Raw genomic sequence first — 26882 nt, 5'->3', positions numbered from 1 at the left:
GCGCCCGCCGATCTTCACCGCCTCTTCGATGTCGTGCGAGATGAAGACGATCGTGCGCTGCTCTTCTTTCTGAAGCCGTAGCAACTCGTTTTGCATCTCGAAGCGAATGAGCGGGTCGAGCGCGGAGAACGCCTCGTCCATCAACAGCACCGAGGGATTCACCGCCAGCGCGCGGGCCAGACCGACGCGTTGCTGCATGCCGCCCGAGAGTTCGCTCGGCAGCAGCTTTTCGTAGGAGCCGAGTCCCACCCGCGTCAACGCGGTGCGAGCGACCTCATAGCGATCCGCCTTTTTCCTGCCCGCAACTTCGAGACCGTAGGCAATATTGTCGATGACCGTGCGGTTCGGCAGGAGCGCGAACGACTGAAACACCATCGCCATTTTCTGACGGCGAACAGCGCGCAACTCGGGCGTGCTCATGGGCGCAATGTCACGTCCCTCCAGAATTACCTGTCCGGACGTTGGCTCGATGAGCCGGTTGAGAAGACGCACGAGCGTCGACTTCCCGGAACCGGAGAGCCCCATGATGACGAAGATCTCGCCGGCGTTGACGGCCAGGCTGACATCATCGACGGCGACCATGTTGCCTGTCTGCGCGAAGATTTCGTTGCGGCCGAGGCCTTGTTTCAGGAGTTCTGCAGCGCGCTCCGGCCTGGCGCCAAAAATCTTCGAGAGATTCCTGACCGTGAGGATTTCGGTACTGGACGCAGCAATGGAACGGGCTGACGATACGGCTCCTGCCTGGATAGCGGCCGAATTCGTCACGTCGTCCGGTGTGAGAGTCAGGTTCGGAATCATCGGGTCATTCCACCTAGCGAGTATGAAAATGGGAACCGCCGACGGCGGCAGTCAATCGTGCCGCGATCGATCCGCGGTTCGCGGGATAACGCGTCCGAAGCGATGTGAAGCGCCGTTGCACGCCACTGATGTCGGGATTCGCTGCATCATTCGCAGCGTCGGGAACCGGCGCGCTCGGATTCGGTGTTCGTCGCGTTGGATAAAGCGTACCTTGCCAATTTCGTCCATCCACCGACATTTTCTGGGCGCTTTACGATACTTTTGGTAATGGATGCGAACGCTGCAGCGATGCGCTACAAGGCGTATTACGAAGGGAATCTCCCGGCGAGCCTTCACCGGTACGACTGAGCGGGTGAACCGCCTGAGCGGCGGCAGCGCCGCCGACGGTACTTAGCTCCCCGAATCCATATGAGGCGCTAGGGAATGCCCCTAGCCGGACAAGCAAGACGGGCTTTTACCCCCAAAGAAGGCGCGTCGGCGGCGCCAGCCGCACAAGCGGAGACGCAGCCCGCAGCCAGGCTGAGGGGCAGACCCGGAACGCGCCGGTTCAGTCGTCCGTCAAAAAGTTGGGATGACTTGTGCGGATCTGATCGACCTGGTTCAGCGTTCCCGAAAGATGCTTGCGCAGCGCCGTCTGTGCGGCCTCGGTATCGCCCTTTTCGATTGCATCGACGATCTCGGTGTGATCGCGCACCACGGCCATCGTCTTGCCCTCCACCGGCAGGTGCAGGCGACGCAGCCGGTCGATGTGGCCGCTCAGCCTGCGCACCAGATCCCAGAGTTGCGGCACGCCCGCCGCTTCGTACATCTCGCGATGAAACGCCTGATCGAGCAGCGAGAACTGCTCGTAGTTCTTCAGGTCGCGCAGTTCCATCTGTTTCGCAATCGTGGCGCGCAACTGGCCGATCAACGCGGCGTCGCGCTGTTCAGCAAGCGTGCGCACGACTTCCAGTTCTATCGACCGGCGCAGGAAGTGCGCTTGCAACGCCGACGTCACGTTGATCTGGCTGACGACCGTGGCGTGCTGCGGAAAAATGTCGACCAGGCCTTCCTCGCCGAGCTTCATCAGCGCGTCGCGCACCGGTGTCTGGCTCAGCCCGTACTGCATCGCCAGCTCGGCGCGCGACAGCACTGTCCCCGGTGCCAGTTCGAGGGACAAGATCATTTCGCGCAGTCGTTCGAATACTTGGGGCGCGGCATGGCGGGACCGGTCAAGCCGGGTTGCCGCTGAAGGGGAAGCGTTGGTTTTCATGGAGTGAGCGAAAGCGTTGGTGGAGCCGTTCCGGCAGCACTGCCCCACTGAGATACTAATACTATAGCCGACGTCAGGGCCGTCCCATGCGGCTGGGCGGCATTTCAGGGTCGGTCGGGATGTGAGTACTTTCCCCAGTAACACACTAATATATTAGTGCTTTACTATGCGTCTGTCAGCCCAATTTCTTCCACTGCCGGATTGCCACCATGACTCGCGACATCACCGTCACCCAAGTCCGAATTACCCCTATCGCCTTCCGCGATGGCCCGCTCCTGAACGCTGCCGGCATTCATGAACCGTGGGCGTTGCGCGCGATCGTCGAACTGGAGACGAGCGATGGTCGCGTCGGCATCTCCGAAACCTATGGCGACGAACCGATGCTGCGCGTGCTAGAACAGGCGAAGGGGCTGGTGATCGGCCTCTCGCCGTTCGATCTCAATCTGATGGAAGAACGCGTGCGCGCTGCGATCAAGCCGATTCCCGGAGCGGTCGAATTCGAACTCGCTCCCGGCTCGCACGCGGCAAAGAACGCGCCGAAGGTCATCAGTACGCTCGAAGTCGCGATGCTCGACTTGCAAGGGCAGATTGTCGGCGCGCCCATCGTCGACCTGCTCGGCGGCAAGGTCCGCGACGCCGTGCCCTATAGCGCCTATCTCTTCTTCAAGTACGCCGAGCACATCGACAAACCCTATGCGCCCGATGCCTGGGGCGAAGGCCTGAGCCCGGAACAGATCGTCGAGCAGGCGCGACGCATGATCGGGTTGTACGGCTTTCAGAGCATCAAGCTCAAGGGCGGCGTGTTCGAGCCGGCGCATGAAATCGCCTGCATGCGGGCGCTCGCCAAGGCCTTCCCCGGCATGCCGCTGCGTCTCGATCCGAACGCCAACTGGACGCTCGAAACGAGCATCAAGGCCGCGCCCGAGCTCGACGAAATCCTGGAGTACTACGAGGACCCGTGCCCCGGGCTCGAAGGCATGGCCGAACTCCAGAAACACACGCGCCTGCCGCTCGCGACCAACATGGTGATCACGACCATGGACGATTTCCGCCGCGGCGCCGAGATGGGCTCGGTCAAGGTGCTGCTGTCGGATCACCATTACTGGGGCGGCCTGCGCGCGACCCAGACGCTCGCGCGCATGTGCAAGCTGTGGGATCTCGGCATGTCGATGCATTCCAACTCGCACCTCGGCATCAGCCTGATGGCGATGACGCACGTCGCGGCCAGCATCCCCAACCTCACCTACGCCTGCGACACGCATTACCCCTGGCAGGAAGAGGAAGTCATCAAGGGCGGTCGCGTGACCTTCGACAACGGCGCGGTACGCGTGCCGACGGCGCCGGGTCTCGGCGTCGAGCTCGATCGCGACCGGCTGGCTGAACTGCATGCCCAGTATCGCTCGTGCGGCGTGCGCAATCGCGACGACCTGAAGCAGATGCAGAAGTATGACCCGGGCTTCAGCGGCAAGAATCCGCGCTTCTGACCTGTGCAGACGCTCGAAACGCGATACGCATTGCCACTTACGGAGACAACCCAATGAGCATACCCACCCCGGCCCCGGCCCACCCGGAGCGATCCAACGTACTGGCGAGTGCCGTCAGCAAGATCAAGTGGCATGTGCTGCCGCTTTTCGTCGTGATGTTCATCGTCAACTACATCGACCGCGTGAACATCGGCTTCGTCCGCCAGCACCTGAGCGCCGACCTGGGTATCGGCGCCGCGGCCTATGGACTCGGCGCGGGGCTCTTCTTCGTCAGCTACGCAGTCTTCGAAGTGCCGTCGAACATGCTGCTGCAGCGTTTCGGCGCGAAGGCGTGGCTCACGCGCATCATGATCACGTGGGGTCTGGCCGCCGTCGGCATGGCGTTCGTCCGCGGCGAGATGTCCTTCTACGCGATGCGCCTCGTGCTCGGCGCGGCGGAAGCCGGCTTCTTTCCCGGCGTGCTTTTCTACTTCACGAAGTGGCTGCCGCGCGACGAGCGAGGCAAGGCGATGGCGATCTTTCTCAGCGGCTCGGCACTCGCCTCGGTGCTCTCCGGGCCGATCTCCGGCGCACTGATGCTGATCAGCGGCGGCGGCCTGCACGGCTGGCAGTGGATGTTCGTGATCGAGGGCTTGGCCTCGGTGATGCTGGCCGGCTTCGTCTGGTTCTGGCTTGACTCCAAGCCGCACGACGCCAAATGGCTGAGCCGCGCTGAGCAGGATGTAGTTGTCGCCGAAATCGAGGAGGAACAGCGCCTGCGCGACGCCGTGCATGCCGTCAAGCCATCGGTCTGGAGCCTCTTGCGCGACCCCCAGATCCTGATTTTCTGCCTGATCTATTTCTCGGTCTCGCTGACGATCTATGGCGCCACCTTCTGGCTGCCCAGCATCATTCGCAAGATGGGGCATTTCAACGATTTCCAGGTCGGGCTCTTCAATTCGATCCCGTGGCTGATCTCGATCGCAGCGATGTATTTCTTCGCGATGCTCGCGGCGCGCTTCAAGTTCCAGCAGGCATGGGTTGCGTGCGTGCTGCTGATCGCCGCGGCCGGCATGTACGCGGCCGGCCAGGGCGGCCCGCTGTTCTCTTTCGTCGCGATCTGCTGTGCCGCGACCGGCTTCAAGGCCGCGTCGTCCCTGTTCTGGCCGATCCCGCAGGGCTACCTGGACGCGCGGATCTCGGCCGCGGTGCTGGCCCTGATCAATTCGATCGGCAATCTGGGCGGCTTCGTGGCGCCGGCGGCTTTCGGCTTTCTCGAGCAGAAGACCGGGTCGATCCAGGGTGGGCTTACGGGACTTGCGGTGATGTCGGTCGTGGCCGCTGCGGTGGTGTTCTTTGCCCGCATGGCGCCGCGCGAGGGGCGGCCAGCGCTCGCGCTGTAGGCTGAACCTTGCGCCCGTCCGTCCGGGAATCGACTGCCCCGCTGGACGGAGCCGCGGTTCGGTTCGATCAACCCGGCATTGCACCGGGCATGTCAGAAAAAGCGCGTTCGGGTCGTCTGAGCGAACGCGCTTCCTGCGCTCAAACCGGATTGGCCGCGACGAAGTTCCGGTATGCCGCATAGGCGGGATTCTTCGTCACGCCGTCCGCCTTGATCAGGCCGTAATTTGCGTCGATCAGGCAATACATCATGATGCACTGGATGTTGTACTTGTCCTTCACGGACTTGTACTGCGTCATGGCCTTCGTCACGTAGGCGGCGGCCGAATCGGGCGTGTCCTGCGAGCCGGACCAGCCGAACTCCGTCAGCCAGATCGGCTTGCCGAACGAATCCTTCAGCACCTGCAGGATGTCGACCGCCGCCGAGCCGCCCGCATACTGGATGTCGTACGAACTCTTGTACCAGTGATACATCGTGATGTCCCAGCGCACGAGCGCCGCGCCGCCGACGCCGTTCGGCGTACCGTTTGGCGAGATGCCGTTCCACAGCATCTGCAGCGCGCGGTAGGCCATCGGAATGCCGACGTTCACGCCGACCTGGATCGTCGGATCGATAGCCTTTACGCCGTCGATCATGCCGCGGATCACGCCGCGGAACGACGGCCAGTAGGCGGGATTCCAGTCCGCACATGAGGCGCCATTGCCGCCAATCTTCAGCGCGACATCGCATTCGTTGCCGCATTCGATGTATTTCACGAGCCCCTTCAGCGGCGTCGTGCAATTCACTCCCAGGTTGTAGCCGAGCGTGTAGGCCGCCGATTCGGAACTCGTGACATCCCAGCCAGCGGATTTCGGGTTGAGGACTGGAAGGATCTGCACGCCGCTGCCCTTGAACGGACCGTTCAGCGCGTCCGCCAGCACTTGCGACATGCCGCCGCTTGCAACGTCGCAGCGATAAATCGTGGCGCCGAGATCCTTCAACAGGGCGAGTTGCGCGGCCGGCGTGGTCGTCTTGTAGATGCCGCTGTTGTAGGCCATGTGGCCGTTCATGCCATAGAAGAGTGCCGACGCGGCGCCGCCTGCCTTCGTGCGCGGGTCGGTCGTGCCGATGGACGTCCATGGACTGCCGCTCTGGAACCAGGTGCCGTCGGCGTTCTGCGCGTAGATGACGCCGCCGTACCAGAGTATCAGCGTCAGCGGCTTGGGCGAGCCGGTCGCGACCGCCACGCCGTTTTTCGTCACGCGATTGCTGACCAGCGTCCACGTGCTGCCGGAGTTGTCAGTGATCGACGTTCCCGACGGAATGGTTGTTCCATCCGGCGATGAACCGGCAGCGGCCTTGTCGATGCCCTTGATGCCGACGTCCGTGTCTTCCGTCCCGCCGCCACCGCAGGCCGCGAGTGCAACCCCGCTCGCCCCCGCAATCAGATACGAAAGAAATCTGCGGCGCGACAACGTTGTCTCGGTGATGCTGCTCGTGAGTTCGGAAAATTTGACTTGGCTTGCGTAATGTTTGCTGGCGGACATGAGTAGAAAGTGCTGGATTGGTATGTAAAAAATTGTATCCAGCCAACATCTACCTTTCACTCAGACGCTTCTTAAAACAGGGACGGCAAGAAAGAAACGGTTTATGACCAACGTCGAACTTGCCTGGACGCCGAAAACACCTCCGCAAGCACGCGCTGAAATAGGTGATGCCAGAAAAGCATCACATGAGGCATTAATCGGCATTGGAATTTATCTCTCGCTTCTCCGATAGTCATTTCATCGCCGCGCCAACAGGCGCGGCGCCCCGACCAAGGAGACGAGCATGGCGAGTACGCGATCCCGCATCACGACAGACATCGATTTCGACCAGGACGGCTATCAGACCGGCACGCTGCGCGTGCCGCACTCGGTGGACCGCTCCGCCTACGGCCACATTCCAATCCCGATCGCGGTACTCAAGAACGGTGACGGCCCGACCGCGCTCCTGACAGGCGGCAATCATGGCGACGAATACGAAGGCCCGATCGCGCTGATGAAACTGATGCAGCGCATGCCGTCGATGAAGATAAATGGCCGCCTGATCGTCGTGCCGGCCCTGAACTTCCCCGCGTTCCTCGCAGGCCGCCGCACGTCGCCGATCGACGGCGCGAACCTCAACCGCATCTTTCCCGGCCACCGCGACGGCTCGGTCACGGAAATGATTGCGCACTACATCGATACCGAGTTGTTCCCGCGCGCGGACTTCGTTTTCGACATCCACGCGGGCGGCGCTTCCTTCGATCACCTTCCGACACTGCTCGTCGCGCCGCCCGCCGACGAGGGAGAGCGCCGCGCGTACCGGCGCGTCGTAGAAGCGTTCTCGGCGCCCAACGCGATGGTGATGGACCTGCTCGGCGAGGACCGCACGTATGGCGCGGCAATCGAACGGCACGGCAAGCTCTTCCTCTGCGGCGAGTTCGGCGGCTACGCGACGTGCAATCCCGAGGGCCTCGCGATTGTCGAAGAAGGCTTGCAGCGTGTCCTGGCGGCGCTCGGCATTTGCACCGGCGGCGAACTCCCGCCGCCGCGTCACGACACGCGCTGGCTGCGTGTGGAGGGCGCGCGGCATTACGTGTTCGCTGGGACGCGCGGCGTCTTCGAACCGGCCTTCCGGCTCGGCGACGAGGTGGTCGCGGGCCAGCTCGCGGGCCGCGTGTTCGATCCGCACGCGCCGTGGAGCCCGCCCGTGGAACTGAGATTCGGCGGCGACGGCGTCGCGATGCTGGTGCGCTCGTTCGCGAGCGTCGAACCCGGCGATTGCGTGGCGCTGCTCGCGTCGCGCACTGCCCGGCAAGGAGAGTGAAAACGATGGCAACCATTCCCCGCCCCCTCACGCCCGGCGTCAGCGACGCGCACGACGCGCTCTATCGCAAGATCACCTGGCGGCTGCTGCCTTTCCTCACGCTCTGCTACATGCTCGCGTATCTCGATCGGATCAACATCGGCTTCGCGAAGCTGCAGATGCAGGGCCAGCTCGCCTTCTCCGATGCGGCCTACGGCATCGCCGCGGGCATCTTCTTCATCGGCTACGTGATGTTCGAAATACCGAGCAACCTGCTCCTGCCGAAGATCGGCGCGCGTCGGACGCTCTCGCGCATCATGGTGCTGTGGGGGCTGACGTCCGCCTCGATGATGTTCGTGAGCGACATCCACGCCTTCTACGCGCTGCGCTTCCTGCTTGGCGTCTTCGAAGCGGGCTTCGCGCCGGGCATGGTGCTCTACCTGACCTACTGGTACGCACCGGAACGCACCGGCCGGGCGATGGCTGTGGTGATGTGGGCGGGACCGATCGGCGGCATGCTCGGCGCGCCGCTGTCGAGCTGGGCGATGACCGCGCTCGCGGGCGCGCACGGCCTCGCGGGCTGGCAGTGGATGTTTCTGCTCGAAGGGCTGCCGTGCTGCGTGCTCGGGGCGATCGCGTTCTTCTTTCTCGACGACCGGCCGGATCGCGCGCGCTGGCTTTCCGACGACGACAGGCGCCTTCTCGCCGCCGACCTCGACGCCGCCCGCCTGCGCCGTGCGGGCAGCGAGACGCGCCATGCGACGCTTCGCGACGTCGTCGCCGATCCGCGCGTCCTGATGCTTGCGGCCAGCAATTTCTGCGTGATCGCGGGCATCTATACGGTCAGCTTCTGGCTGCCGTCGATCCTGAAGAGCGCTGGCCTGGCGAGCACGATGTCGATCGGACTGTGGTCGTCGGTGCCCTATGTCGCGGCGATCGCGGCGATGGGATGGCTCTGTCGCAGTTCCGACCGTTTCGGCGAGCGGCGACGACACAGCGCGCTCGCGAGCATCGGCGGCGCGGCGGCGCTCGCGGTTGCGGCGCTCTATCCGGCGAATCTCGCGATCGCGATCACTGCGATCACCGTCGCCACCGCGCTGCTCTGGGCCGCATACACCGTGCTATGGGCAATGCCCGCGGGCTACGTCGGCAGCCGCGCGGCGGCGGGCGGGATCGCGTTCATCAATATCTGCGGCGCGCTCGGCGGCTTCGCGAGCCCGATCATCATCGGCGCGCTCAAGTCGATGACCGGCAGCATGCAGGCGGGTCTCTTCGCGATCGTCGGCATCGCGTTCGCGGGTGCGCTCGTCATGCTCGCGAATCCAATCGAAGCGGCGCAGGAGCATCGCCATGGATGACGACATCGTTAGCTTCCGCGTCGGCGACGCGACGATCACCCGCGTGCGCGAGACGCAATTCGCGCTGAAGGCCGCGACGCTGTATCCCGGCTTCGACCCGTCCCGGCTTACGACGCACCGCGCGGCGCTGCCGCCCCAATCGTTCGACGCGGCCGGCGACGGCTGCAACCTCACCGTGAACACGTGGGTGCTGCGCGTGGCCGGCAAGACGATCCTCGTGGACACGGGCATCGGCAATCACAAGCCGCGTCCGTTCAGCGCCCTGTTCGATCGCCTCGACACGCCGTGGCTCGCGCGCCTGTCGCGTGCGGGCGTGGCGCCCGAGGACGTCGACTTCGTGTTGCTCACTCACCTGCATGCCGATCACGTCGGCTGGAACACGCGGCTCGAAGCCGGCCGTTGGGTTCCGACGTTTCCGAACGCGCGCCATGTGTTCGCGCGTGCGGAGCGCGAGTTTTATGAAACGCCCGCGAGCGCGAACCGCCGCATGATCTTCGACGACAGCGTGTTGCCGGTGATCGAAGCGGGCCTCGCCGACGAAATCCGCCCGGACGGCGGCGATTATCTGCCGGGCATCCGCTTTCATCCGACGCTGGGACACAGTGCCGGGCACATGTCGATCGAAGTGGATTCTGGCGGCGCGCAGGCGCTTTTCACCGGCGACGTCTGGCACCATCCCGTGCAGGTCTTCGAGCCGGGCTGCAGTTCAGTGTTTTGCGCGGACGGCGAACGCGCGGCTTCGTCGCGACGCTGGATCATGGAACACGCGCTCGATACGCACGCGATGCTCTTCACGCCGCATTTCCCGGGGACATCCGCGGGCACGCTCGCGCGACGCGGCGATGGCGACGCCTGGCTCGAAGGCTGAATCTTTGCGTCAGGCGCGCGGCATCGATTCGAGCACGCGCAAAAGCCGCTGCAACGCGGCGTTCGGGTTGCTCGCGACATACGCGAACGCGAGCGGCATGCCGACAGAGAGATCCTCGAAGCGCAAAAAGCGGGCGCGCGCGGGCGGCCGGCCGAGATTCGCCGCGTTGACGATCGCCGCGCCCACGCCCGCCGACACGAGCGAGAGGATCGCGGCTTCGGTCGGGACTTCCTGCACCACGTTCAGCGTGAGGCCCGCTGCGTGGCATGCGGCAACGAGCGTGTCGTGGTACGCGGGGTACGTCTGGCGCGGGAAGCACACGAGCGGCCGGCCGTTCAGCTCGCGGGCGGCGATGGTATCGCCGGCGGGCCAGTCCCAGTCGCGCGGGACCGCCGCGACGACGTCGCCGAGCGCGAGCGGCATCACCGAGAGTCCACGCGGCAATTCGCCCCACGTGTAGACGAAGCCGCCATCGAGCGTGCCGTCGACGAGCGCGGCAAACTGTTCCGGCGTGTTCATCGGCGCGACGTGGATCGCGACTTCGCGCGCCTCGCGCTGGAAAAGACTGAAGGCGTCCGGCACGATGCCATCCCAGCTCGCATTCTCGACGACGCCGACGCGCAGCGTTCCGCGCAATCCGGACGCCACGAGTTTCACTGAGCGCACCGCGGATTCGAGCATGCCGAGCACCTTGCGCACCTCTTCGAGGAACAGCGCCCCCTCGGCGGTCAGTTTGACGCCTTGCGGCGAGCGGTCGAAGAGCCGCACGCCGAGCGTATCCTCGAGATCGTGAATCTGACGCGTGATGGCAGGCTGAGTAAGACTGATGCGCTCGGCCGCGAGCCGGAAGCTCCCGCATTCGGCGACGGCGGCAAAATAACGGAGGTGTCGTAATTCCACGTGGCGAATCTCTCGGGAGGCTTCCCCCGATCTTATCGCCTGCAGCAGCCCTTTAGCGCAAAGGCGCGGTCAGCGGACGGCTTCCCGCCGCGCCGTCGCGCGGGCGGCGTCGGCCAGTTCCTGCTCCGCCTGCGCGTCGAAGCTCCCAATCAGGACCAGCACCCTGTCGTTCACGGCGTTCCCGTCTTCGATCCGTGACAGCGCCACGCGCCCCCCGACGGCATGACACACGTAGAGACCGCGGTCGTCGTCCAGTTCGACGATCCCCTTCGCGCGCAGCACGGTGCCCGGCAAGGACTTGAGGAATGCCTTGAGCGCGGCTTTGCCGATCGGGCCATCCAGTCGCACGGAGATGCTGCGAAGTTCAAGCCGGCGCGGTATCGGCGACGCCCGCAGCGGCTGATCGTCAGCGCGCTCAGGCGTGGCAGCCGCACCGAAGATCAGTTCCGGTGCCAGTGCGCCGTGGTCGGCGGCCACGATCAGGCGCGTGCGCGCGATCGACACGATCTTCGCGAAAACCTGCGCGTGCGCGGCTTCGGGCAGCAGATCGAGCTTCGTGACCGCCACGACCGTCGCGGCGGCGATCTGCTCGCGGGCCATGTCGCCGACGAGCGGGTTCGCAAGTGTGGCATCGAGCCCGCTGGCATCGGCCATCACGACGATTCCGTGCAGCCGAAAGTCCCGGCCGACCAGGCCGATCTGCGCAATGCGCCGCGGATCGGACACGCCGCTCGCCTCGATCAGCAGCACGTCCGGCCGCGGCGACCTCGCGGCGACGCGGCTCAGCGCTTCCACCAGCGCGCCGCCGATGGAGCAGCAGATGCAGCCGTTCTGAAGCTCGATCAGGTCCTCGCTCCGCGAACGCACGAGCCGCGCGTCGATGTTGACCTCGCCGAAATCGTTGACCATCACGGCCACGCGGCGGCCGTGCCGCTGCATCAGGAGCGCGTTCAGCACGGTGGTCTTCCCGGCGCCGAGATAGCCGCCGAGGACGACCAGTTCGATCGGCGCGACCGGCATCACGCCGGCGCCCTGAAAACCCGCCCGCCCAGCACCGTGCCCCAGACGCGCACGTCCTTCAGCCGCTCCGGCGCGCATTCCGACGGGTCCTCCTCCAGGACGGCGAAGTCGGCGAACTTGCCCACTTCGATGCTGCCGACCACGTCGTCCATTTTCAGCGTATAGGCGGCGCCGAGCGTGATGGCGCGCAGCGCGTCGTCGACGGGGACGCATTCTTCCGCGCCCAGCAGGCGTCCCGAAGCCGTCCGGCGCCGCACCGCGCACCACGCCGTGAAGAGCGGGCTCAGTTGTGTGATCGGCGCATCGGAATGGAACGCAAACGGAATGCCGAGCCGCAGCGCGGATCCGGCCGCGTCCATGCGATTGGCGCGGTCGGGGCCCATCGTCTGCGTGTAGTGGGCGTCGCCCCAGTAGTAGATGTGGTTCGAAAAGAAGTTCACGCACAGCCCGAGCGACCGGATGCGCCGCAGTTGGGCCGCATCGGCCATCTGGCAATGCTGCAGCGTATGACGATGGTCGGGACGCGGCGTCTCGGCGAGCAGCTTCTCCAGCGCGTCGAGCGTGACTTCGGTCGCTTCGTCGCCGTTCGTGTGGATGTGAAGTTGCAGGCCGGCCTCGTGAAACGGCGCCAGCACGCCGGCGAGTTGCTCCGGCGCGATCAGCCAAAGGCCGTTCGGCTGGCCGCCGAAATAGCCGGGCCACTTCACGCGCGCGGTGAAGCCCTGAATGGAGCCATCGACGATGAACTTCACCGGGCCGAAACGCAGCTTGTCCGAGTTCGCGGACATCGCGGCGCGCAGCGCCTCCGGTCCCGCCGACGGGCTGCGCTGCGGCGCCAGCGCCGGCACGATGCGCACCGGGTAGTCCGGGTCGCCGGTCACCGTGCGCAGCGTCTCGTTGCCGAGCGGCGACAGATCGTTGACCAGGTCGGTGGCCGTCGTGACGCCCGCAAGCTGTGCCACGCGCCCGAAGTTCCAGATCGCGTCCGGCTTCTCGCTCGCCGCGATCGACAGCTTTCCGCCGATCACCTGGTACACCGGAAACATCGCCGCGAACTCCTGCAGCTCGCCCGTCGGCTGGCCGGTTTCGTCCAGCACGATGCCGTCGATGTCGGTGTCCTCGTCGATGCCGGCGAGTTTCAACATCGCGCTGTTCACGTTCATCAGATGCACGCTCGCGTGCAGCACGGCGATCGGACGTGTCGCCGATACCGAGTCCAGTTCGCGCACCGTCAGCCGTTGAGTGCCGAACAGGATCGGATCGAAGCCCCATGCCAGCAGGGGCGCCTCGTCGTCGTCCATGCGACGCTCGGCCTCGCGCAGGCGGTCGAGGACCGCCGTCATCGACGTCAGTCCGCGCCACAGCGTGCCGTCCGGGCCGCGCCGGTCGTAATAGCCGACGTAAGCGGCATCCCACATCGCGCCTTCCATCAGATGACAGTGCCCTTCGACCAGACCCGGCATCAGCACCTTGTCGCGAAGGGTTTCGTCGATCGCGCAGTCGCCCCACTGCTGCACGTCTTCGGCATTGCCGACGGCCAGGATGCGGCCGTCGCGCACTGCCACATGCGTTGCGCGCGGCTGGGCGGGGTTCATCGTCAGGATGCGGCGGGCAACGAAAACGGTCGTCGCGGCCTGACGGGCGGTTTGTGCTGATGACATGGTTCTCCCGTTGATGACAGCAATGAGGCTCAGGAAAGGTGGACGGCCTTCGGCGACCGGATCACGGTATTGAAGACGCCGATGGTCGCGAGATTGACGCCGAGGCAAACGAGTCCCAGGTTGATTCCGCCGAAGTCGACACCCTTCGTGTAGAGGACGATCGCGAGCACTTGCCCCACGACGATGCCGAGCGCGATTGCACTTGCCCGCACGCGCAGTCCGAACAGGATCACGAGCACGCCCGGCAGGAATTGCGTGACGCCGTAATAGGTCGTGTTGATGAGCGTGAGCATGAGGTTGGGCGTGAGCAGCGTCGTGATGATGGAGATTGTCAGATACACGACGATCACCATCTTCGCGCCCCGCTTCTGGCGGCTTTCCGGCATGTTCGGCAGCAGGTTGCGCGTGACGATCGGACCGATCGCAAGGCAGATTCCCGCCAGCACGAGCAGGCCAGACAACGCAGCGCCGGCGGCGACGAGTCCCACGAGCCAGCCCGGCAGCAGGTTCACCACGGCGGTGAAGAACGCGTCGTTCGGGGTCGCGAGCTTCAGGTTCGCGCTGATCGCGTAGTACGAGGCCACCACGAGGAACGGGTACATCAGCATGTAGAGCGGCATCGCGACCTGAGTGCGGCGAATCGTATTCGCGCTCTTCGCGGTGAAGAAGTTCTGCGCCGCGAACGGCATCATGTAGAAGCCGAGCGCCTGGAACACGATGGTGCTCATCGAGAAGTGGAGCTGCTCCGGGTTCATCGTGTTGCTGACGTGCTGGCTGGCAGCGTGGAATACGTCGTGCACGCCGTATTCCCACGTCACGGCAACGCCCGTGATCATGATCGCCACCACCATCAGGATGTCCTTCAGGATGGCGATGTAGGCCGATGCCCGGACGCCCGAAATCGCGATATAGGTGAATGCCAGCGCGGCCGAGATCAGGATCAGGTGCAGCGGCTCGAAGTGCCAGCCGAGACCGCGCAGCGCGGCGACCAGCCCCGTGAACTGCAACTGTCCCCATGGAATCAGGAACAGAATCGACGACACCGCGACCACCAGTTCCACGCCGCGATGACGGTAGTGGCCCTTGAAGAGATCGGCGAGCGTGATCGCGTTATAGCGCTTGCCAGCCTGCCAGATCTTGGGTCCGAGGAAATAGCCGACGGGATACGCGAGCAGGATGTAGCCGAGGAACCAAATGCCGTAGGTCGGCCCCTTCGCGTAGATGCCGCCGGGAAAGCCGACCATCGTGCCGATGCTGTAGATTTCGCCGGCCGCGAGAAAGAATACGAGCGCCGCGCCGAACTGCCGCGAAGCGACGAAAAAGTCATGGACGCTCTGGCCGCCGCGTCCCTTGCCGGAGCGAATGGCGAGGTAGAGCGAAAAGGCGATGAATCCGAGAAAGACAAGGGTGGACATGCAGGAACTCCCGGCTCAGGCGTTGCGTGGATCGGTATCGGGGACGTGGCGATCGAAGAAATGCCAGCAGACGAAGAGGCACCCCGAGGTCAGCACGAACCAGAGGAAGATCCAGGCGTAAAGCAGGGGAACGCCGAAGACGTAGGCGTCTTTCGTGGCGATCCAGGGCAGGAAGCCGATCACGCCGGCATAGGGTAGCCCCAGGCCGATCAGGTATCTCAGCATTGTCGTCTCCAGACTTTGTTCGCCCGCTCGGCAGGGTGCCGGCAAGTCTGGAGTCAGTATCGGCGCCGCAAAAAACCCTCGTTAGAGCCAGATGGACTCGATCGATAGCGCCAGATGAATGGAATGCACGCTCACTAAACCTTCACCTCGTTCGAAAGAGGCTGGCCGGTTTCGAACTCCGTGACGCTCTGCAAGGTCGTCTGGCAGATCGTCGTGACCGCCTCGCGCGTGAGAAAGGCCTGATGCCCGGTCACGATGACGTTCGGAAATGACATCAGGCGCAGCAGCGTGTCGTCGTTGATGATCGTGTTGGACAGGTCGCGAAAGAACACCCCCGCCTCCTGCTCGTAGACGTCGATCGCCAGCCCGCCCAGTTGCCCGCTGCGCAGCGCATCGATTACCGCTTCGGTGTCCACCAGACCGCCGCGGCTCGTGTTGATCAGGAGCGCGCCGCGCTTCGCGCGCGACAGCATGGTCGCGTCGATGATGTGATACGTGTCCGGCGTCAGCGGACAGTGAAGCGAAAGGATGTCCGCGCTCGCGCCGATCTCGCCGGGCACCGCGTAACGTGCGCCGAGTGCTTCGAATTCGGGAGACGGAAAGCTGTCGTAGCCGATCACGTCGGCGCCGAAACCGAGCATGATCTTCGCAAACACACGGCCGATTTTTCCGGTCCCGACAATCGCCACCGTCTTGCCGGCGATATCGAAACCCATCAGGCCGTCCAGGGCGAAGTTGCAATCGCGCGTGCGGTTGTAAGCCCGATGAATCTTGCGATTGATCGCCATCAGCAACGCGACGGCATGTTCCGCGACCGAGTTCGGCGAATAGTCGACCACGCGGACCACCTTGAGACCGAGATTTTTGGCCGCGTTCAGGTCCACGTTGTTGAAGCCCGTGCAGCGCAGGGCGATCAGCTTCGTGCCGCCGCGCGCGAGCGCTTCGAGGACTTCCGCATCCGCCTTGTCGTTCACGAAAATGCAGACGGCTCCGTGGCCCGAGGCGAGGGCCACGGTTTCCCCATCGAGCCCGGCATCGAAGTACTGCAGCCGGTGACCCATCGTGGCGTTCGCGGCCTCGAGAAACTCGCGGTCGTAGGACTTGGCGCTATAGACAGCGATCTCCATGATGCATCTCCGGCGAAAAGTGCGGCGTCGCTGGTTCGGGTCGATGCGGCAGCAGAGCGAACACGGCCAGTTTTCGTCAACAATACTGTGTACCGACGCGCGGTTGCGCAATTGGACCTTGGACCTACGCGCGTCGCACGGAACGTGATCATCGATTTTCCGCGCGAACGCCCTGAAGGCGATTACCCTGCACGTCCGCCGCGTCTCCCTGCGGGTCCTCGACCCAGAGCCAGAAGAGCCGATAGCCGACGGCGAGCGCCACCGGCCCGATGAACAGGCCGATCACGCCGCCCGAGATCATGCCGCCGAGCGCGCCTATCAGCACCACGGGCATCGGCACGTCGACTCCGCGGCCCAGGAGGAGCGGCTTCAGCACGTTATCGACGAGCCCCGCGACGAACACATAGATGGCGAACACGATGCTGGCGACGCTGGCGCCCTGCATGTAAAACACGAAACCGATCACAGGCAGCGTGACGATGGTTGCCGGCAGTTGCATGATGCCGAGCAGCAAGATGGCCAGGGTCAGCAGGCCGGCGGCCGGTATCCCCATGACGATGAATCCCGCGCCGATCAGCAGCATCTGGATGAAGGCGATCCCCACGACACCGAGCGCGACCGCGCGGATGGTCGTCGTGCAGAGCCCAGTGATGCGCGGCCCCCGGTCCGGGCCGAAGATGCGCGAGGCGATCTTCAGGGCGCTCGCTTTCCCTTCTTCTCCGTGCGCCATGACGACGCCCGCGACGATCAGTGCCGCAACGAAAACCAGCATGCTCATGCCGAGGCCGGCGAGCTTGCTCAGGAAAGCAAGGCTGAATCCCCTGATCTGTGGGGAGAACCTCTGCAGCAGACCGGTGAGGTCGGTTGCGGCATGCATCCACAGTTCGTACACCCGCTTTCCCACGATCGGCCATGCCGCCACGGCCTCGGCGGGCGGCGGGACGTGGAAGTTTCCGCCTCTGACGACCGTGACCGCATTCTCCACGGAATCCACCACGGCATTGCCCAGAAGGTACGTGGGCGTCATCACCACGCCGAGCGCCAGCACGACGATCAGCGCCGCCGTGCGACCGTGCCGGTTGCCGAGCCTTCTCCTCAATGCGACCTGCAGCGGGTAAATGGTCGTCGCCAGTATCAGCGACCAGACCACGAGATCGAAGAACGGACGGAAAATCTCGAAGCAGAAAATGACGAGCGCGGTTATCAGCCCGGCGCGAATGAAGACATCGAGCAGGCCACGGGAAAATGCCTTGTCCGACGTCGGCGTGAACAACATGATGGTCTCCTCGCAGGTACTCCGGTGGCGGGTCGCGATGGCGCAATTCGCCTCCTGGTCGTGCGCGGCGGCTCGGCCTCGAAACAAACGCCTCGAATGTTTCGAATCCCGATCCGTCGATGTGCCTCACATCCTCGCCGGGTTCCGGCACATTTCTCAGCCGCCCAGCGCGACGATCGCCATCGTCAGGAGGACGCCGAAGACCACCATCGCAAGGCCGGCCTTCCATCCGCCCCACCCGGCGTGACGACCCAAAGCCAGTCCGCCGCAAAAAAGCATCACGAGCGTCAGGATGCGCGAAACGAGCAGCGCAGTCGGTACGTCGCGGAAAACGATGAACGGCAACGCGACCGGAAACGTCGACAGAACGATGATGATGAAGATCGCCAGCGCCCCGACGAAATCGTCGCGCACGAGACGCGGGCGGTCCGGCAGGTCCGTCGTGGCCGCGAGGTTCAGCCGGATCGAATCCAGGTCCTCGTCCGACACCATCGACCTCATGAACTTCGGCAGAGAGTCGCGCAGCACGCGACGCCCGGCTGCCGCGTCGGGCGCGTTCTTGATTGCGAGAGCAAGGGTGAGCCGCCGGCCGCGGTTGGTCAGCGTGCGTACGAGGAACATGAGCGCATCGGCGAGTCCCCAGGCGAGATTGCAGCCAAGCGCCGTGTAGAGCATCTTCTGCCCGGCGTCCTCGCCGGCTGTCGCGGCCGACACGGTGCCGACGAAGGTCAGCGCCATGAAGAGGCCGAAGCACAGTTCCGACACCCTGTCGACGGTATCGAGGACGGGCTCGCGCCCGTCGACATTGCGCTCATGGATCAAGGCGTTCACGAGAATGTCTCCCCGTCGTTGACAGCCGGGCTCGATTGCGCGCGGTCGCGCCTCGGGCTCGCGTCTAAATTATAGGTGGATCGATGCGAGGCACGCCCGCGCTGCCGGCGCGCGACTCGTCACTTGCGCGAGTTGCGGTTAGCCAGCGGGTTGAGCGCGACGACGAAGGTCGCCACGCCGATCACGAGTGCCAGCATTCCATAGCGAAACCAGGCGGATTCGTCATAAAGCAGACCGCGTATCGTCGCGTACAGACCGCCCAGCCACACGAAGACACCAACCGACGCACATGCAACCCTGGTTTCGAATCGTTTCATGGTCGTGGCTCCAGGTTCCCGCTTCAGAACTGGAAGCGGCCCCGGAAGAAGGCCGCGTCGCCGGCATTGACTTCCGGCAGACGCGGCCACCCGGGCGATGCCGCTCAGAGACAGCCGCTGATACTCGCGGTGGCGGCGCTGTTATCGCTGCCACCCGGGCGGAATCCCACCCATGTCTTGCTGTTGGCCGCCCACGCGGGTCGCACGACAGCCGCGGCGCCGCTTGGCGGTTGCTGGCCCGGCACATAGACATCCATCGCCTGGTTGTTCGCGAGGATGACCTGGGAGATCACCTGCTTCTGGGATTGGTCCGCCCATTTCTGCCCGATGCATTGCGCAACGACAGCGGGCGTGCGCTGACTTTCTCCCACCGATTGCGTATTCGCCGGCATTGGCTGGTTCGCACAACCCGACACGGCAGCGGCGGTCACAACGGCGAGCGATAGCAGTTTCACGATAACACCTCCAGTTGGGTTCGGATTAGTATTCCCATCAATCCCCTTTTACAGCCTGTACGCGCTTCCGGCGACTTGATCGACTCGTCGCGCGTCCATGAAGAGCCATGGACGAACGCGAAGGTAAAACTTAAAACTCGCTAGTTCATCCACCGCGACAGCACGAGGACATAGATCGCCGACGCCGCAAGCTGGGCCGCGGTGATCGGCAGCCCGAAGCGCAGGAACCTCGCGAACGTGAGCGTGCTGCCATGGCGCGCGCAAATGCCGGCGGACACGATGTTGGCGGACGCGCCGATCAGCGTGGCATTTCCTCCGAGCGTCGCACCGAACATCATTCCGACGAACACGGGAATCGTCGCCGCGGGCCATTGCGTGAAGTTGGCATCGAGCGCGGCATCGGGCACCGCTTCGGCTGCCACCAGGTAGCCCTTCACGACCAGTATCGACGCTGCCGCGACCGGCACGTTGGCGAGCACGGCCGAAAGCAGCCCGATACCTGCGATCATCGTCAGCGCCACCAGCGTCAGCTGGGTGCCGAATACCGCGTAGAGCTTCAGCGCGAGCAGCGGCAACAGCCCCGTCTTCGCCACGGCCTGGACTAGGCAAAAGATCGAGCCGAGAAACAGGAGCGTCTTCCAGTCGACGTCGCGCAATACGTTGTCGGTTGGCTCGACCCGGGCAGCGAAGCCCACCAGCAGTGCAAGGGCGCTCGCAATCATCGCGACCATCGGAGGCAGGACTCGCGTCGGCAGGCGCTCGCCCAGAACGAACAGGACGATCATCGTCCCCAGCACAGCAAGCGAGCACGCCGCGTAGACCGGCCTGACGAGCCGCGCGCGGGCCACTGGCGGCGGGAGCGGCCGGCGCAGACGCCAGACGCCGCGCATCAGCACGGGCAAGAGCGGCACGATGACGAGCAGCGCCAGGACACCGCCAAGGCTCACGCGGCGCAGATATTCGCCAAAACTCATACCGATCGAGCTGCCGATCAGAAAGGTCGCCGGATCGCCCACTAGCGTCAGCAGCCCGGCGGCGTTACTGACGATCGCGGTCAGCACCATCGGCCCGACGATGTCCGTTTCGAGCGCAGTCGCAACCCGGATGATGATGGGTGCAAGCAGGATGACTGTCGTTGCGTTGGGCAGGAACGCGCAGATCGGTGCAACGAGCGCCATGAGCAGGAGAAGGAATCGCCGGCCGCTGCCGCCCGTCGCGCGCAGATAGATGTCGCCGATCAGTTCGAAGAGTCCTGTCGTGGACAGGATGCGCGCGACCACCATGCCGCCGAACAGCAGGCTGAGCGCTCCGCCGGACGTGCTCGTCGCGGTCAGAAGGTCTTCCTCGGTCAATATGCCGAGGGCGATCAGAACGCACACGCCGATCAGCGCGGCCACGGCCATGTCCACTATATTGAACGCGATCGCGAGGATCACCGACGCGAACACGCCCAGCACGATATAGATCTGCAGTTCGCTCATGAGCGCGCCCCGGTGACTAGCGCACAGGTGGCGCGTACATCAGGCCACCTTGCGTCCAGAGGCGGTTGACTCCGCGTTCGAGACCGAGCGGGCTGCGCGCACCGAGGTTGCGCTCGAAGATCTCGCCATAGTTGCCGACGCTCAGCACCGCCCGTTCGACCCAGCCTGGCTCGACTCCGAGCGCCGTGCTCACGTCGGTCCCGGGCTCTAGCGCTTTCGCAATCGCCGGATCGCGCATGCGTTCCTTCACATTGCCCTGCGTGACGCCGTACTCTTCTGCGGCAATCAGGGACAATAACACCCAGTGAACCAGTGTGAGCCACGCGTCGTCCGTGGCGCGGACGACCGGCCCGAGCGGTTCCTTCGCAATACGCTCGGGCAGGATCACATGATCCTCAGCACGACCGGGGACGAGCAGACGAATCGCGGAAAGGTGCGCGGCATCGGCCGTATAGGCGCTGCAACGCCCGTTGAAGTAGGCGTTCGCGACTTCGCTCACCGAGTCGATCGCGAGCGGCGTCACGCTCAGCTTCCTGGCTGCGAAGTAGTCCGCGAGGTGCGCCTCGCTCGACGTGCCCTTTTCGACGCAGACCGTCGCGCCACCGAGACCGGCGACGCTCGTCACCGCGGATTTCTTCGGGACCATGAAGGCCTGCCCGTCATAAAACAGCACGCCGGCGAACTGCACATCCAGCGTGCTCTCCCTGACGAGGGTCCATGTCGTGTTGCGACTGAGCAGGTCGACCGTGCCCGTGCGCAAAGCAGGGAATCTGGCCGATGCCCTCAACGGCACGAAGGCGACGCGGTCCGCGCCGCCCAGTGCCACGGCCGCCACCGCATGGCAGAAATCCACGTCGATGCCTGCCCAGCGTCCCGCGGCGCCCCTGGCGGAGAACCCCGCTACGCCTTCGCTAACCCCGCAGCGAAGCACGCCGCGGGATCTGGCTTGCGCCACGGTGTCGCCGCGCGCCGCTTGAGCCGGCGGATCGGCAACGATAAAGAGCAGCAATGACAACAAGAGCACACGCTTGATGATGCGGCGGATGGGAGCCATGGATTCCCCGGAAACCGGATTTCATCTAGTTGTTGCTTCTGATCCGAGGCGAAGGCCGATGTCGGTTGCGGTATCGATCGGTCTTCGCATCTCGTGGCTGCCTGTGCGCCGCCAAGCGCTTTTGTCGCGGACAAAGTATGAGGCCGGCAACGCTTCATCGGAACGGGCAGGGGCACGAGAACGATACGCAGTTCAAAAACGATCCGTTGCGAACGGGCGTCTCGTGTACACAGTTATAGGCGATCTGCATCGCGCGACAAGGATCACTAGCCAAATGCCGCGGCGAAGATCGAGCTGGCATCCGTTGCTCATGATTCGATCGGGCGCGACACCCGGCCCGTCCTTGCAGCTTCCGATCAGGCTCATGTACATTCTGCGAACGCACCACACTGCATTGCGCAGGGTTCAGTCGAATGCTCACGGCAGGGGGCAATGACGGAACCATGGCGATGCCTCACAGTTTCTTCAAGCGGTGTTGGGCCGTGCCATCATCGCAAAGAACGAAATGATCGAAAGGAATTAATCGTTGACATACATCCGGCTTGAGCGTTAGACAGCGGACGTCACCGGCCGAACACAGGGCACGCCGAACATGTCGAACTCGAGTCCGGCCTCCAGGCACGCGCAATCATTCATCGCGACGATTCTTGCCCAGACCCTGCTCTGCGGCGCTTGCTACGCCCAGTCGACCGGCGGTCAACCGCAGCCGCCGCTGATACTCGGCACCAACGTCAAGCAGCACGCCGATGCGGTGCTCGCGATCATGACGTACACCACCGTGCCTGACGTGACGACGAGTTCCCTGTCGATCAACAACGGCGCGACAGGAAATCCCGGCTTCGGTCAGACTCAACTGGGCGGAGGCTTTACGATCAGCAGGACGTTTCCGCTCTATCTCGAGGGGACCGTGGCGTACAGCCGTTACGATCCGACCTTCGTCGCGACCGAAGGCACCCAGCAACGACCGCTTCCCGCCAAGTGGAACACCGCGAGCACAACCATCGGCATCGGCTGGGACTTCGCAATCACGGACGAACTGAAGTTCCGGCCGATTCTCAACGGCACGCTCGGCCGCGTGGCGAGCGACCTGCGGATCGCCCAGACGGTCATCAACCAGATCAAGGACACGAACCTCGAGTTCTTACAGGATGGCGTGCTCGACGCCTACGGTTATGGCGGCTCGCTCGTGCTCGACTATGAACATTACCGCGAGAAGTACGAGATCGACGTGGAACTGCGGGCCACCGACATCTATCTGCGCAGCTTCGGCGCGTCGTCGGCAGCCGTGCAGGGATCGGCGATGGCACAGCAGTTCAGCCTGTGGGCGCGATGGCGGGCTCCCACGGGCCTGCGTGCACTCGACAAGCCGGTGCGTTATGTGCTGGAAACGGCGTACTCGCATTACTTCGGCGACAGCGCCGGCGCACTCGGCTTCAATGACCTCACCTCGCTGGGTGTCGGCCTGGAACTCGACAGCAGCAAGTATCCGGTAATCATCACGCGCACGCGCGCAATGGTGCGCTACGTGTTCGGTCATAATGTTCACGGGGTGTCGTTTGGATTCGCAATGAGCTTTTAGCGTGGCCTCTCGCGACTATCGTATGTTTGCTTGAAGAAACAAACGTCACGACCTTGCCGGAACACGAAATGAAGAGCGCCAAGGACAGAGGCGCTCATACCCGGGTAATACATAGTCGTTTGGAACTGTCATATAAGCGCGTGCATGTTCTAAAATGAACGAACTGGACTTCGACGAGGGCCGCTTCGAGATCGTTTTCCCCGTGCTCGCGTCGATATCGTCGATGTCTTTGCGACGCTGCCGTCTTGAGCCAACGCAACGTATACCTCAATGACCTCGCCTGATCGACGACGGAATTGCTTGAATCTTAGAAGCAGAAAATTGTGACTCGGTCGTGACGCTGTCGAGTCGACTGGACGCCATGAATGGGCACGCACCCTCGCCCGCTGCGTCTTTCCTCCAGCCAACAACCTGACCCGCTCGGCCGCGGGTCGCGTGCGGGCTGTGACATCGGACGGTGATAGCCATGCGCAACATCCTGATTGTGCTTCTGCTGTCCTGGTTCGTGTTTCCCGCCGCGAGCGTGTTCGCTCAGGCACCGGCGGCAAGCGGCAGCGAGCCTGCGCCGCTGTCGGCCGCCGATCTCGACAAGCTGGTCGGGCCGATCGCCCTTTACCCGGACGACCTCATCGCGATCATCCTGCCCTCGGCAACATATCCGCTCGAAATCGTGCAGGCGGACCGGTTTCTCGATCGCCGAAAGACTGACAAGAACCTCCCGGTCAACGATGCATGGCAGGAACCGATCAAGGCCTTGCTGAACTACCCCGAGGTCGTCAAGAAGATGAGCACCGAACTCGACTGGACGGCTGCCCTCGGTGAAGCCGTGGTGGCCGACCAGAGCGGCGTGCTTCAGGCCATCCAGCGCTTTCGCCGTCAGACTCAGTCCGCCGGCAACCTGAAGTCCGATGACAAGCAGGTGGTCGTGGTCGAAAAGGAAGTGGTCAAGATCGTGCCCGCCAATCCTGAAGTGATCTACGTGCCGCAGTACAACCCGTCGACCGTGGTCGTCAGCAGCCCGTATCCCGTGTATGGTTATGCACCCGCGCCGTATCCGGTCTATTACTATCCCTACGCGCCCGGCGCCGCGCTCGCAACCGGCCTGATCTGGGGCGCGGCCATCGGCGCCGCATGGAGCGGCGGCCGCTATGAAGCCAACTACAGCGGCGGCAACAACACGATCAACATCAACCGGGATCAGAGCGTCAACAGAGGCGACGTCAACAGGTCCAATGTCAACGCAGCGAACACCAACCGCACGAACCGCCAGTCGGCGCAGTCGAGCACGTGGAAGTCAGAGAAGAAGCCCGGCCAGGTATCCGGCAGCACCGCGCGCGCGAATTCACCGCGCGTAGGCGACACGGCGACCCGAAGTGCAGGAGGCACGTCCGGCGCAGCAGGCAACCGTCAAACAACGCAGCGCGCATCGTCGCAGAATGCGGCGCCCCGGAACAACGCGGCGTCGCAGGGTCGCGGCGGCGACGCCTTCAGCGGCTACGGCTCGGGGCGCGATGCGCAGGCGAACAGTTCGCGCGGAGCGGCGAGCCGTGAGTCGATGTCGAGCACGCGGAGTCCGTCCGCCGACCGGACGAGCGCCAGCGGACGCGGCGGCGGCGGCTATTCCGGCGGCGGTGGCGGCGGCGGCGCCGGGCGCGCCGGCGGCGGCGGTGGCGGTGGACGAAGCTTCAGTGGGGGCGGAGGCCGCGGTGGCCGCCGGTAACGAAACGGAGACCACCATGCACGGATCTGGAAAGATCGGCACACACGCGCGTCTGCTCCTTCGACCGGCGATCGCCCGGACCTTGGGCGGCCTCGCGCTGGCATTCGGCCTCTGCATGCCGCCCTGCAGTCTTGCCGCCGATCAGGAGACGTTTCCGACGCCCGAAGCAGCTGTCAGCGCGCTGTCGGCAGCACTCAAGGCGAACGATGAAACCGCCCTGGTCGCGATCTTCGGCGAGGCGCACAAGCGGCTCGTGATATCACCGGATCCGGCCGAGAACCGTGTCCTGCGAGAGAACGCCCTCGCGGAACTGAACGCATTCCACGCACTGGACGAAACCGGGCCGAACCGTCGCACGCTGCTCGTCGGGGACGAAGCATGGCCGTTACCGATTCCGCTCGTTCGCGAGAAGGGCACGTGGAGATTCGCGACGGAACTCGGCGAGCAGGAAATCATTAATCGCCGGATCGGAGCGAACGAGCGTGAAGCGATTACGGTGATGCGTGCGTATCTCGATGCGCAAAGGCAATACGCAACGCTCGATCGTAACGGCGACGGCGTGCTGGAATACGCGAGGAAACTCGGCAGTTCGCCCGGCAAGCAGAACGGTCTCTACTGGCCGGCCGATGCCGACAAAGGTGAAGAACAGAGTCCCTTCGGGCCGCTGATTGCCGCAAGCTCGGAACATTTCAAGGAACATCGTGCGGGCGATGCGTATCACGGATATCACTACCGCATTCTCACCCGGCAGGGCAAGAGCGCCCCTGGAGGAGCGTATAGCTATGTCATCAACGGAAGGATGATCGCCGGCTTCGCGATGGTCGCGTTTCCCGCCGAGTACGGCACAAGCGGCGTGATGACGTTCATCGTCAACAACAACGGCGTCATCTATCAGAAGGATCGTGGCCGGGCTCCGGCACCCGTCACCGAATTCGATCCGGACTCATCCTGGATGCGTGTGGATGAGCGCTCCTGATCGCGTCGACCGAACTCGATGAGCCGGGGCAATGCCCCGCTGGCAACACGGACCGCCCAGCTTTCGAATCAGGGCGACAAGCATTTTTCATGGGAGAACCAGGATGAAGACCACGAAAGGACTCGCGATTGTCGTCGTTGCATTGCTTGCGCAGGTTGCACTGGCTCAGCCGCAGACGGATGTCGAAGTCACGAAGGGACAGGACCAGACCACCGTCAAGGGCCTCACCAGAATGACCGCGACGGTGGTGGGCATCGACAGGGCCACGCGCACCGTCACGCTCAAGACGCGCCAGGGCAAGATCGTCGAACTCGAGGTCACGGAGGAGGCGCGCAACTTCGACCAGATCGCGTTGGGCGATGTCGTCACCGTGGCGTATAGCGAGTCCCTGACGGTCAGCCTCATGAAGGAGAAGGGGATAGCGTCGCACACCGAGCAGGGTTCGGAGCAGCGATCGGCTCCCGGCGCCAAGCCGGGTGGCAAGATCGGCCGGGAGGTCACGATCGTCGCGGATGTGGTCGCCGTGAATCAAAAGACGAAGACGGTCACGCTCAAGGGACCCAAAGGCAACACGGTGGATCTGAAGGTGGAAGATCCCGAACGTCTGAAGCGCATCCACAAGGGCGATCAGGTAGAAGCCGTCTATACGGAGGCTCTGGCGATATCCGTGGAACCTGCAGCCAAGAAATAAGGCTTCCCGCGGCGGCACGGCGCCCTGTCATCGGGTGCCGTGCCCTTGCCGCATCCTCGACGGTTGCCTAGGCGAACTGTTCGCGCAGGCGCTTCTTGTTCAATTTGCCCACGCTTGTCTTTTCAAGTCGATCGACGATCTTCACGACCTGCGGCACGGCGTACTTCGATATCTGTCCCGTCTGGCTGAACGCGAGCACGTGATT

At 64.0% G+C, this 26882-nt stretch carries 24 protein-coding genes; 9 read left to right on the top strand and 15 right to left on the bottom strand.

The window, feature by feature from the left end; genetic code table 11:
- Together AWB81_RS30135 and AWB81_RS30130 are read right to left on the bottom strand one after the other, a co-directional pair.
- The coding region (locus tag AWB81_RS30135) for an ATP-binding cassette domain-containing protein (RefSeq protein ID WP_144444212.1) at positions 1-798 on the bottom strand (798 nt) is incomplete at its 3' end.
- A 547-nt stretch (positions 799-1345) separates the two neighbouring features.
- Complete coding sequence (locus AWB81_RS30130; RefSeq protein WP_062640441.1) at positions 1346-2050, bottom strand: GntR family transcriptional regulator; 705 nt, start codon at positions 2048-2050, stop codon at positions 1346-1348.
- Between the two features lie 209 nt (positions 2051-2259).
- Between AWB81_RS30130 and AWB81_RS30125 the strand changes: the two genes are divergently transcribed.
- Both AWB81_RS30125 and AWB81_RS30120 read left to right on the top strand, forming a co-directional pair.
- Complete coding sequence (locus AWB81_RS30125) at positions 2260-3534, top strand: glucarate dehydratase family protein (RefSeq protein ID WP_062640439.1); 1275 nt, start codon at positions 2260-2262, stop codon at positions 3532-3534.
- A gap of 53 nt (positions 3535-3587) precedes the next feature.
- Positions 3588-4916 (top strand): MFS transporter, encoded by a 1329-nt coding sequence (locus tag AWB81_RS30120; RefSeq protein WP_062640437.1) that lies wholly within the window; start codon positions 3588-3590, stop codon positions 4914-4916.
- 139 nt (positions 4917-5055) lie between these two features.
- On the opposite strand, the gene AWB81_RS30115 is transcribed toward AWB81_RS30120, so the two are convergent.
- Entirely contained in the window at positions 5056-6369 is a 1314-nt protein-coding gene (locus AWB81_RS30115; protein ID WP_159938958.1) for a glycosyl hydrolase, read from the bottom strand.
- Positions 6370-6724: 355 nt separating this feature from the next.
- Here AWB81_RS30115 and AWB81_RS30110 point away from each other — a divergent pair, with 355 nt between their 5' ends.
- Genes AWB81_RS30110 through AWB81_RS30100 form a run of 3 tightly spaced genes read left to right on the top strand, consistent with a single transcriptional unit; the run spans position 6725 to position 9949 of the window.
- Positions 6725-7744, top strand: a complete 1020-nt coding sequence (locus AWB81_RS30110) for a succinylglutamate desuccinylase/aspartoacylase family protein (RefSeq protein ID WP_062640433.1) — start codon at positions 6725-6727, stop codon at positions 7742-7744.
- 5 nt (positions 7745-7749) lie between these two features.
- A complete protein-coding gene (locus tag AWB81_RS30105; protein ID WP_062640431.1) occupies positions 7750-9081 on the top strand; it encodes an MFS transporter in 1332 nt (443 codons plus the stop codon).
- Entirely contained in the window at positions 9074-9949 is an 876-nt protein-coding gene (locus AWB81_RS30100) for an MBL fold metallo-hydrolase (protein ID WP_062640429.1), read from the top strand. The genes AWB81_RS30105 and AWB81_RS30100 overlap by 8 nt, the downstream gene beginning before the upstream one ends.
- A gap of 9 nt (positions 9950-9958) precedes the next feature.
- Here the strand turns inward: AWB81_RS30100 and AWB81_RS30095 are convergent, their stop codons facing one another.
- The 12 genes from AWB81_RS30095 to AWB81_RS30040 all read right to left on the bottom strand — a co-directional run bounded on the left by AWB81_RS30095 (position 9959) and on the right by AWB81_RS30040 (position 21711).
- The gene (locus AWB81_RS30095) at positions 9959-10849 is read right to left on the bottom strand and encodes a LysR family transcriptional regulator (RefSeq protein ID WP_062640426.1); all 891 of its coding nucleotides are present in this window, start codon (positions 10847-10849) and stop codon (positions 9959-9961) included.
- 69 nt (positions 10850-10918) lie between these two features.
- Positions 10919-11869, bottom strand: coding sequence for a CobW family GTP-binding protein (locus tag AWB81_RS30090; RefSeq protein WP_062640447.1), 951 nt, complete (start codon positions 11867-11869; stop codon positions 10919-10921).
- Entirely contained in the window at positions 11869-13530 is a 1662-nt protein-coding gene (locus tag AWB81_RS30085; protein ID WP_062640424.1) for an amidohydrolase, read from the bottom strand. Before AWB81_RS30085 ends, AWB81_RS30090 begins: the two co-directional genes overlap by 1 nt.
- Before the next feature lie 29 nt (positions 13531-13559).
- Positions 13560-14945, bottom strand: a complete 1386-nt coding sequence (locus AWB81_RS30080; protein ID WP_062640422.1) for a sodium:solute symporter family protein — start codon at positions 14943-14945, stop codon at positions 13560-13562.
- A gap of 15 nt (positions 14946-14960) precedes the next feature.
- Entirely contained in the window at positions 14961-15170 is a 210-nt protein-coding gene (locus AWB81_RS30075) for a DUF3311 domain-containing protein (RefSeq protein ID WP_062640419.1), read from the bottom strand.
- Positions 15171-15304: 134 nt separating this feature from the next.
- A complete protein-coding gene (locus AWB81_RS30070) occupies positions 15305-16297 on the bottom strand; it encodes a 2-hydroxyacid dehydrogenase (protein WP_062640417.1) in 993 nt (330 codons plus the stop codon).
- A gap of 148 nt (positions 16298-16445) precedes the next feature.
- Complete coding sequence (locus tag AWB81_RS30065; protein WP_062640415.1) at positions 16446-17573, bottom strand: AI-2E family transporter; 1128 nt, start codon at positions 17571-17573, stop codon at positions 16446-16448.
- Between the two features lie 156 nt (positions 17574-17729).
- A complete protein-coding gene (locus tag AWB81_RS30060) occupies positions 17730-18404 on the bottom strand; it encodes a VIT1/CCC1 transporter family protein (RefSeq protein WP_062640413.1) in 675 nt (224 codons plus the stop codon).
- 119 nt (positions 18405-18523) lie between these two features.
- Positions 18524-18721, bottom strand: a complete 198-nt coding sequence (locus tag AWB81_RS30055) for a DUF2964 family protein (protein ID WP_062640411.1) — start codon at positions 18719-18721, stop codon at positions 18524-18526.
- 104 nt (positions 18722-18825) lie between these two features.
- Positions 18826-19176, bottom strand: coding sequence for a hypothetical protein (locus tag AWB81_RS30050; protein WP_062640409.1), 351 nt, complete (start codon positions 19174-19176; stop codon positions 18826-18828).
- Between the two features lie 140 nt (positions 19177-19316).
- Positions 19317-20657, bottom strand: coding sequence for an ArsB/NhaD family transporter (locus tag AWB81_RS30045; RefSeq protein WP_062640407.1), 1341 nt, complete (start codon positions 20655-20657; stop codon positions 19317-19319).
- A gap of 16 nt (positions 20658-20673) precedes the next feature.
- On the bottom strand, positions 20674-21711 hold the full coding sequence (locus AWB81_RS30040) for an amino acid ABC transporter substrate-binding protein (RefSeq protein ID WP_062640405.1): 1038 nt from the start codon (positions 21709-21711) through the stop codon (positions 20674-20676).
- A 592-nt stretch (positions 21712-22303) separates the two neighbouring features.
- On the opposite strand from AWB81_RS30040, the gene AWB81_RS30035 reads away from it, so the two are divergent.
- The 4 genes from AWB81_RS30035 (at position 22304) to AWB81_RS30020 (ending at position 26677) form a co-directional block, all read left to right on the top strand.
- Positions 22304-23290 carry a hypothetical protein gene (locus AWB81_RS30035; RefSeq protein WP_235025977.1) on the top strand — a complete coding sequence of 329 codons (987 nt, stop codon included), beginning with the start codon at positions 22304-22306 and terminating at the stop codon, positions 23288-23290.
- A gap of 466 nt (positions 23291-23756) precedes the next feature.
- Positions 23757-25010 (top strand): DUF3300 domain-containing protein, encoded by a 1254-nt coding sequence (locus tag AWB81_RS30030; protein WP_062640402.1) that lies wholly within the window; start codon positions 23757-23759, stop codon positions 25008-25010.
- Between the two features lie 16 nt (positions 25011-25026).
- On the top strand, positions 25027-25986 hold the full coding sequence (locus AWB81_RS30025; protein WP_062640443.1) for a DUF2950 domain-containing protein: 960 nt from the start codon (positions 25027-25029) through the stop codon (positions 25984-25986).
- 103 nt (positions 25987-26089) lie between these two features.
- Positions 26090-26677: a hypothetical protein gene (locus tag AWB81_RS30020; protein ID WP_062640400.1), complete on the top strand. Its 588-nt coding sequence runs from the start codon at positions 26090-26092 to the stop codon at positions 26675-26677.
- The last annotated feature ends 205 nt before the right edge of the window (positions 26678-26882 follow it).

Source organism: Caballeronia arationis (assembly GCF_001544975.2).
In the GTDB taxonomy this organism is placed as follows: Bacteria; Pseudomonadota; Gammaproteobacteria; order Burkholderiales; family Burkholderiaceae; genus Caballeronia; species Caballeronia arationis.
This window is presented reverse-complemented; position numbering and strand designations above follow the sequence as displayed.

Excerpts from the sequence above, each read along its gene's own strand:
- AWB81_RS30130 (WP_062640441.1), bottom strand. The coding sequence starts at position 2,050 with ATGAAAACCAACGCTTCCCCTTCAGCGGCAACCCGGCTTGACCGGTCC.
- AWB81_RS30125 (WP_062640439.1), top strand. The coding sequence starts at position 2,260 with ATGACTCGCGACATCACCGTCACCCAAGTCCGAATTACCCCTATCGCC.
- AWB81_RS30120 (WP_062640437.1), top strand. The coding sequence starts at position 3,588 with ATGAGCATACCCACCCCGGCCCCGGCCCACCCGGAGCGATCCAACGTA.
- AWB81_RS30110 (WP_062640433.1), top strand. The coding sequence starts at position 6,725 with ATGGCGAGTACGCGATCCCGCATCACGACAGACATCGATTTCGACCAG.
- AWB81_RS30105 (WP_062640431.1), top strand. The coding sequence starts at position 7,750 with ATGGCAACCATTCCCCGCCCCCTCACGCCCGGCGTCAGCGACGCGCAC.
- AWB81_RS30100 (WP_062640429.1), top strand. The coding sequence starts at position 9,074 with ATGGATGACGACATCGTTAGCTTCCGCGTCGGCGACGCGACGATCACC.
- AWB81_RS30090 (WP_062640447.1), bottom strand. The coding sequence starts at position 11,869 with ATGCCGGTCGCGCCGATCGAACTGGTCGTCCTCGGCGGCTATCTCGGC.
- AWB81_RS30085 (WP_062640424.1), bottom strand. The coding sequence starts at position 13,530 with ATGTCATCAGCACAAACCGCCCGTCAGGCCGCGACGACCGTTTTCGTT.
- AWB81_RS30080 (WP_062640422.1), bottom strand. The coding sequence starts at position 14,945 with ATGTCCACCCTTGTCTTTCTCGGATTCATCGCCTTTTCGCTCTACCTC.
- AWB81_RS30075 (WP_062640419.1), bottom strand. The coding sequence starts at position 15,170 with ATGCTGAGATACCTGATCGGCCTGGGGCTACCCTATGCCGGCGTGATC.
- AWB81_RS30070 (WP_062640417.1), bottom strand. The coding sequence starts at position 16,297 with ATGGAGATCGCTGTCTATAGCGCCAAGTCCTACGACCGCGAGTTTCTC.
- AWB81_RS30065 (WP_062640415.1), bottom strand. The coding sequence starts at position 17,573 with ATGTTGTTCACGCCGACGTCGGACAAGGCATTTTCCCGTGGCCTGCTC.
- AWB81_RS30055 (WP_062640411.1), bottom strand. The coding sequence starts at position 18,721 with ATGAAACGATTCGAAACCAGGGTTGCATGTGCGTCGGTTGGTGTCTTC.
- AWB81_RS30045 (WP_062640407.1), bottom strand. The coding sequence starts at position 20,657 with ATGAGCGAACTGCAGATCTATATCGTGCTGGGCGTGTTCGCGTCGGTG.
- AWB81_RS30040 (WP_062640405.1), bottom strand. The coding sequence starts at position 21,711 with ATGGCTCCCATCCGCCGCATCATCAAGCGTGTGCTCTTGTTGTCATTG.
- AWB81_RS30035 (WP_235025977.1), top strand. The coding sequence starts at position 22,304 with ATGTCGAACTCGAGTCCGGCCTCCAGGCACGCGCAATCATTCATCGCG.
- AWB81_RS30030 (WP_062640402.1), top strand. The coding sequence starts at position 23,757 with ATGCGCAACATCCTGATTGTGCTTCTGCTGTCCTGGTTCGTGTTTCCC.
- AWB81_RS30025 (WP_062640443.1), top strand. The coding sequence starts at position 25,027 with ATGCACGGATCTGGAAAGATCGGCACACACGCGCGTCTGCTCCTTCGA.
- AWB81_RS30020 (WP_062640400.1), top strand. The coding sequence starts at position 26,090 with ATGAAGACCACGAAAGGACTCGCGATTGTCGTCGTTGCATTGCTTGCG.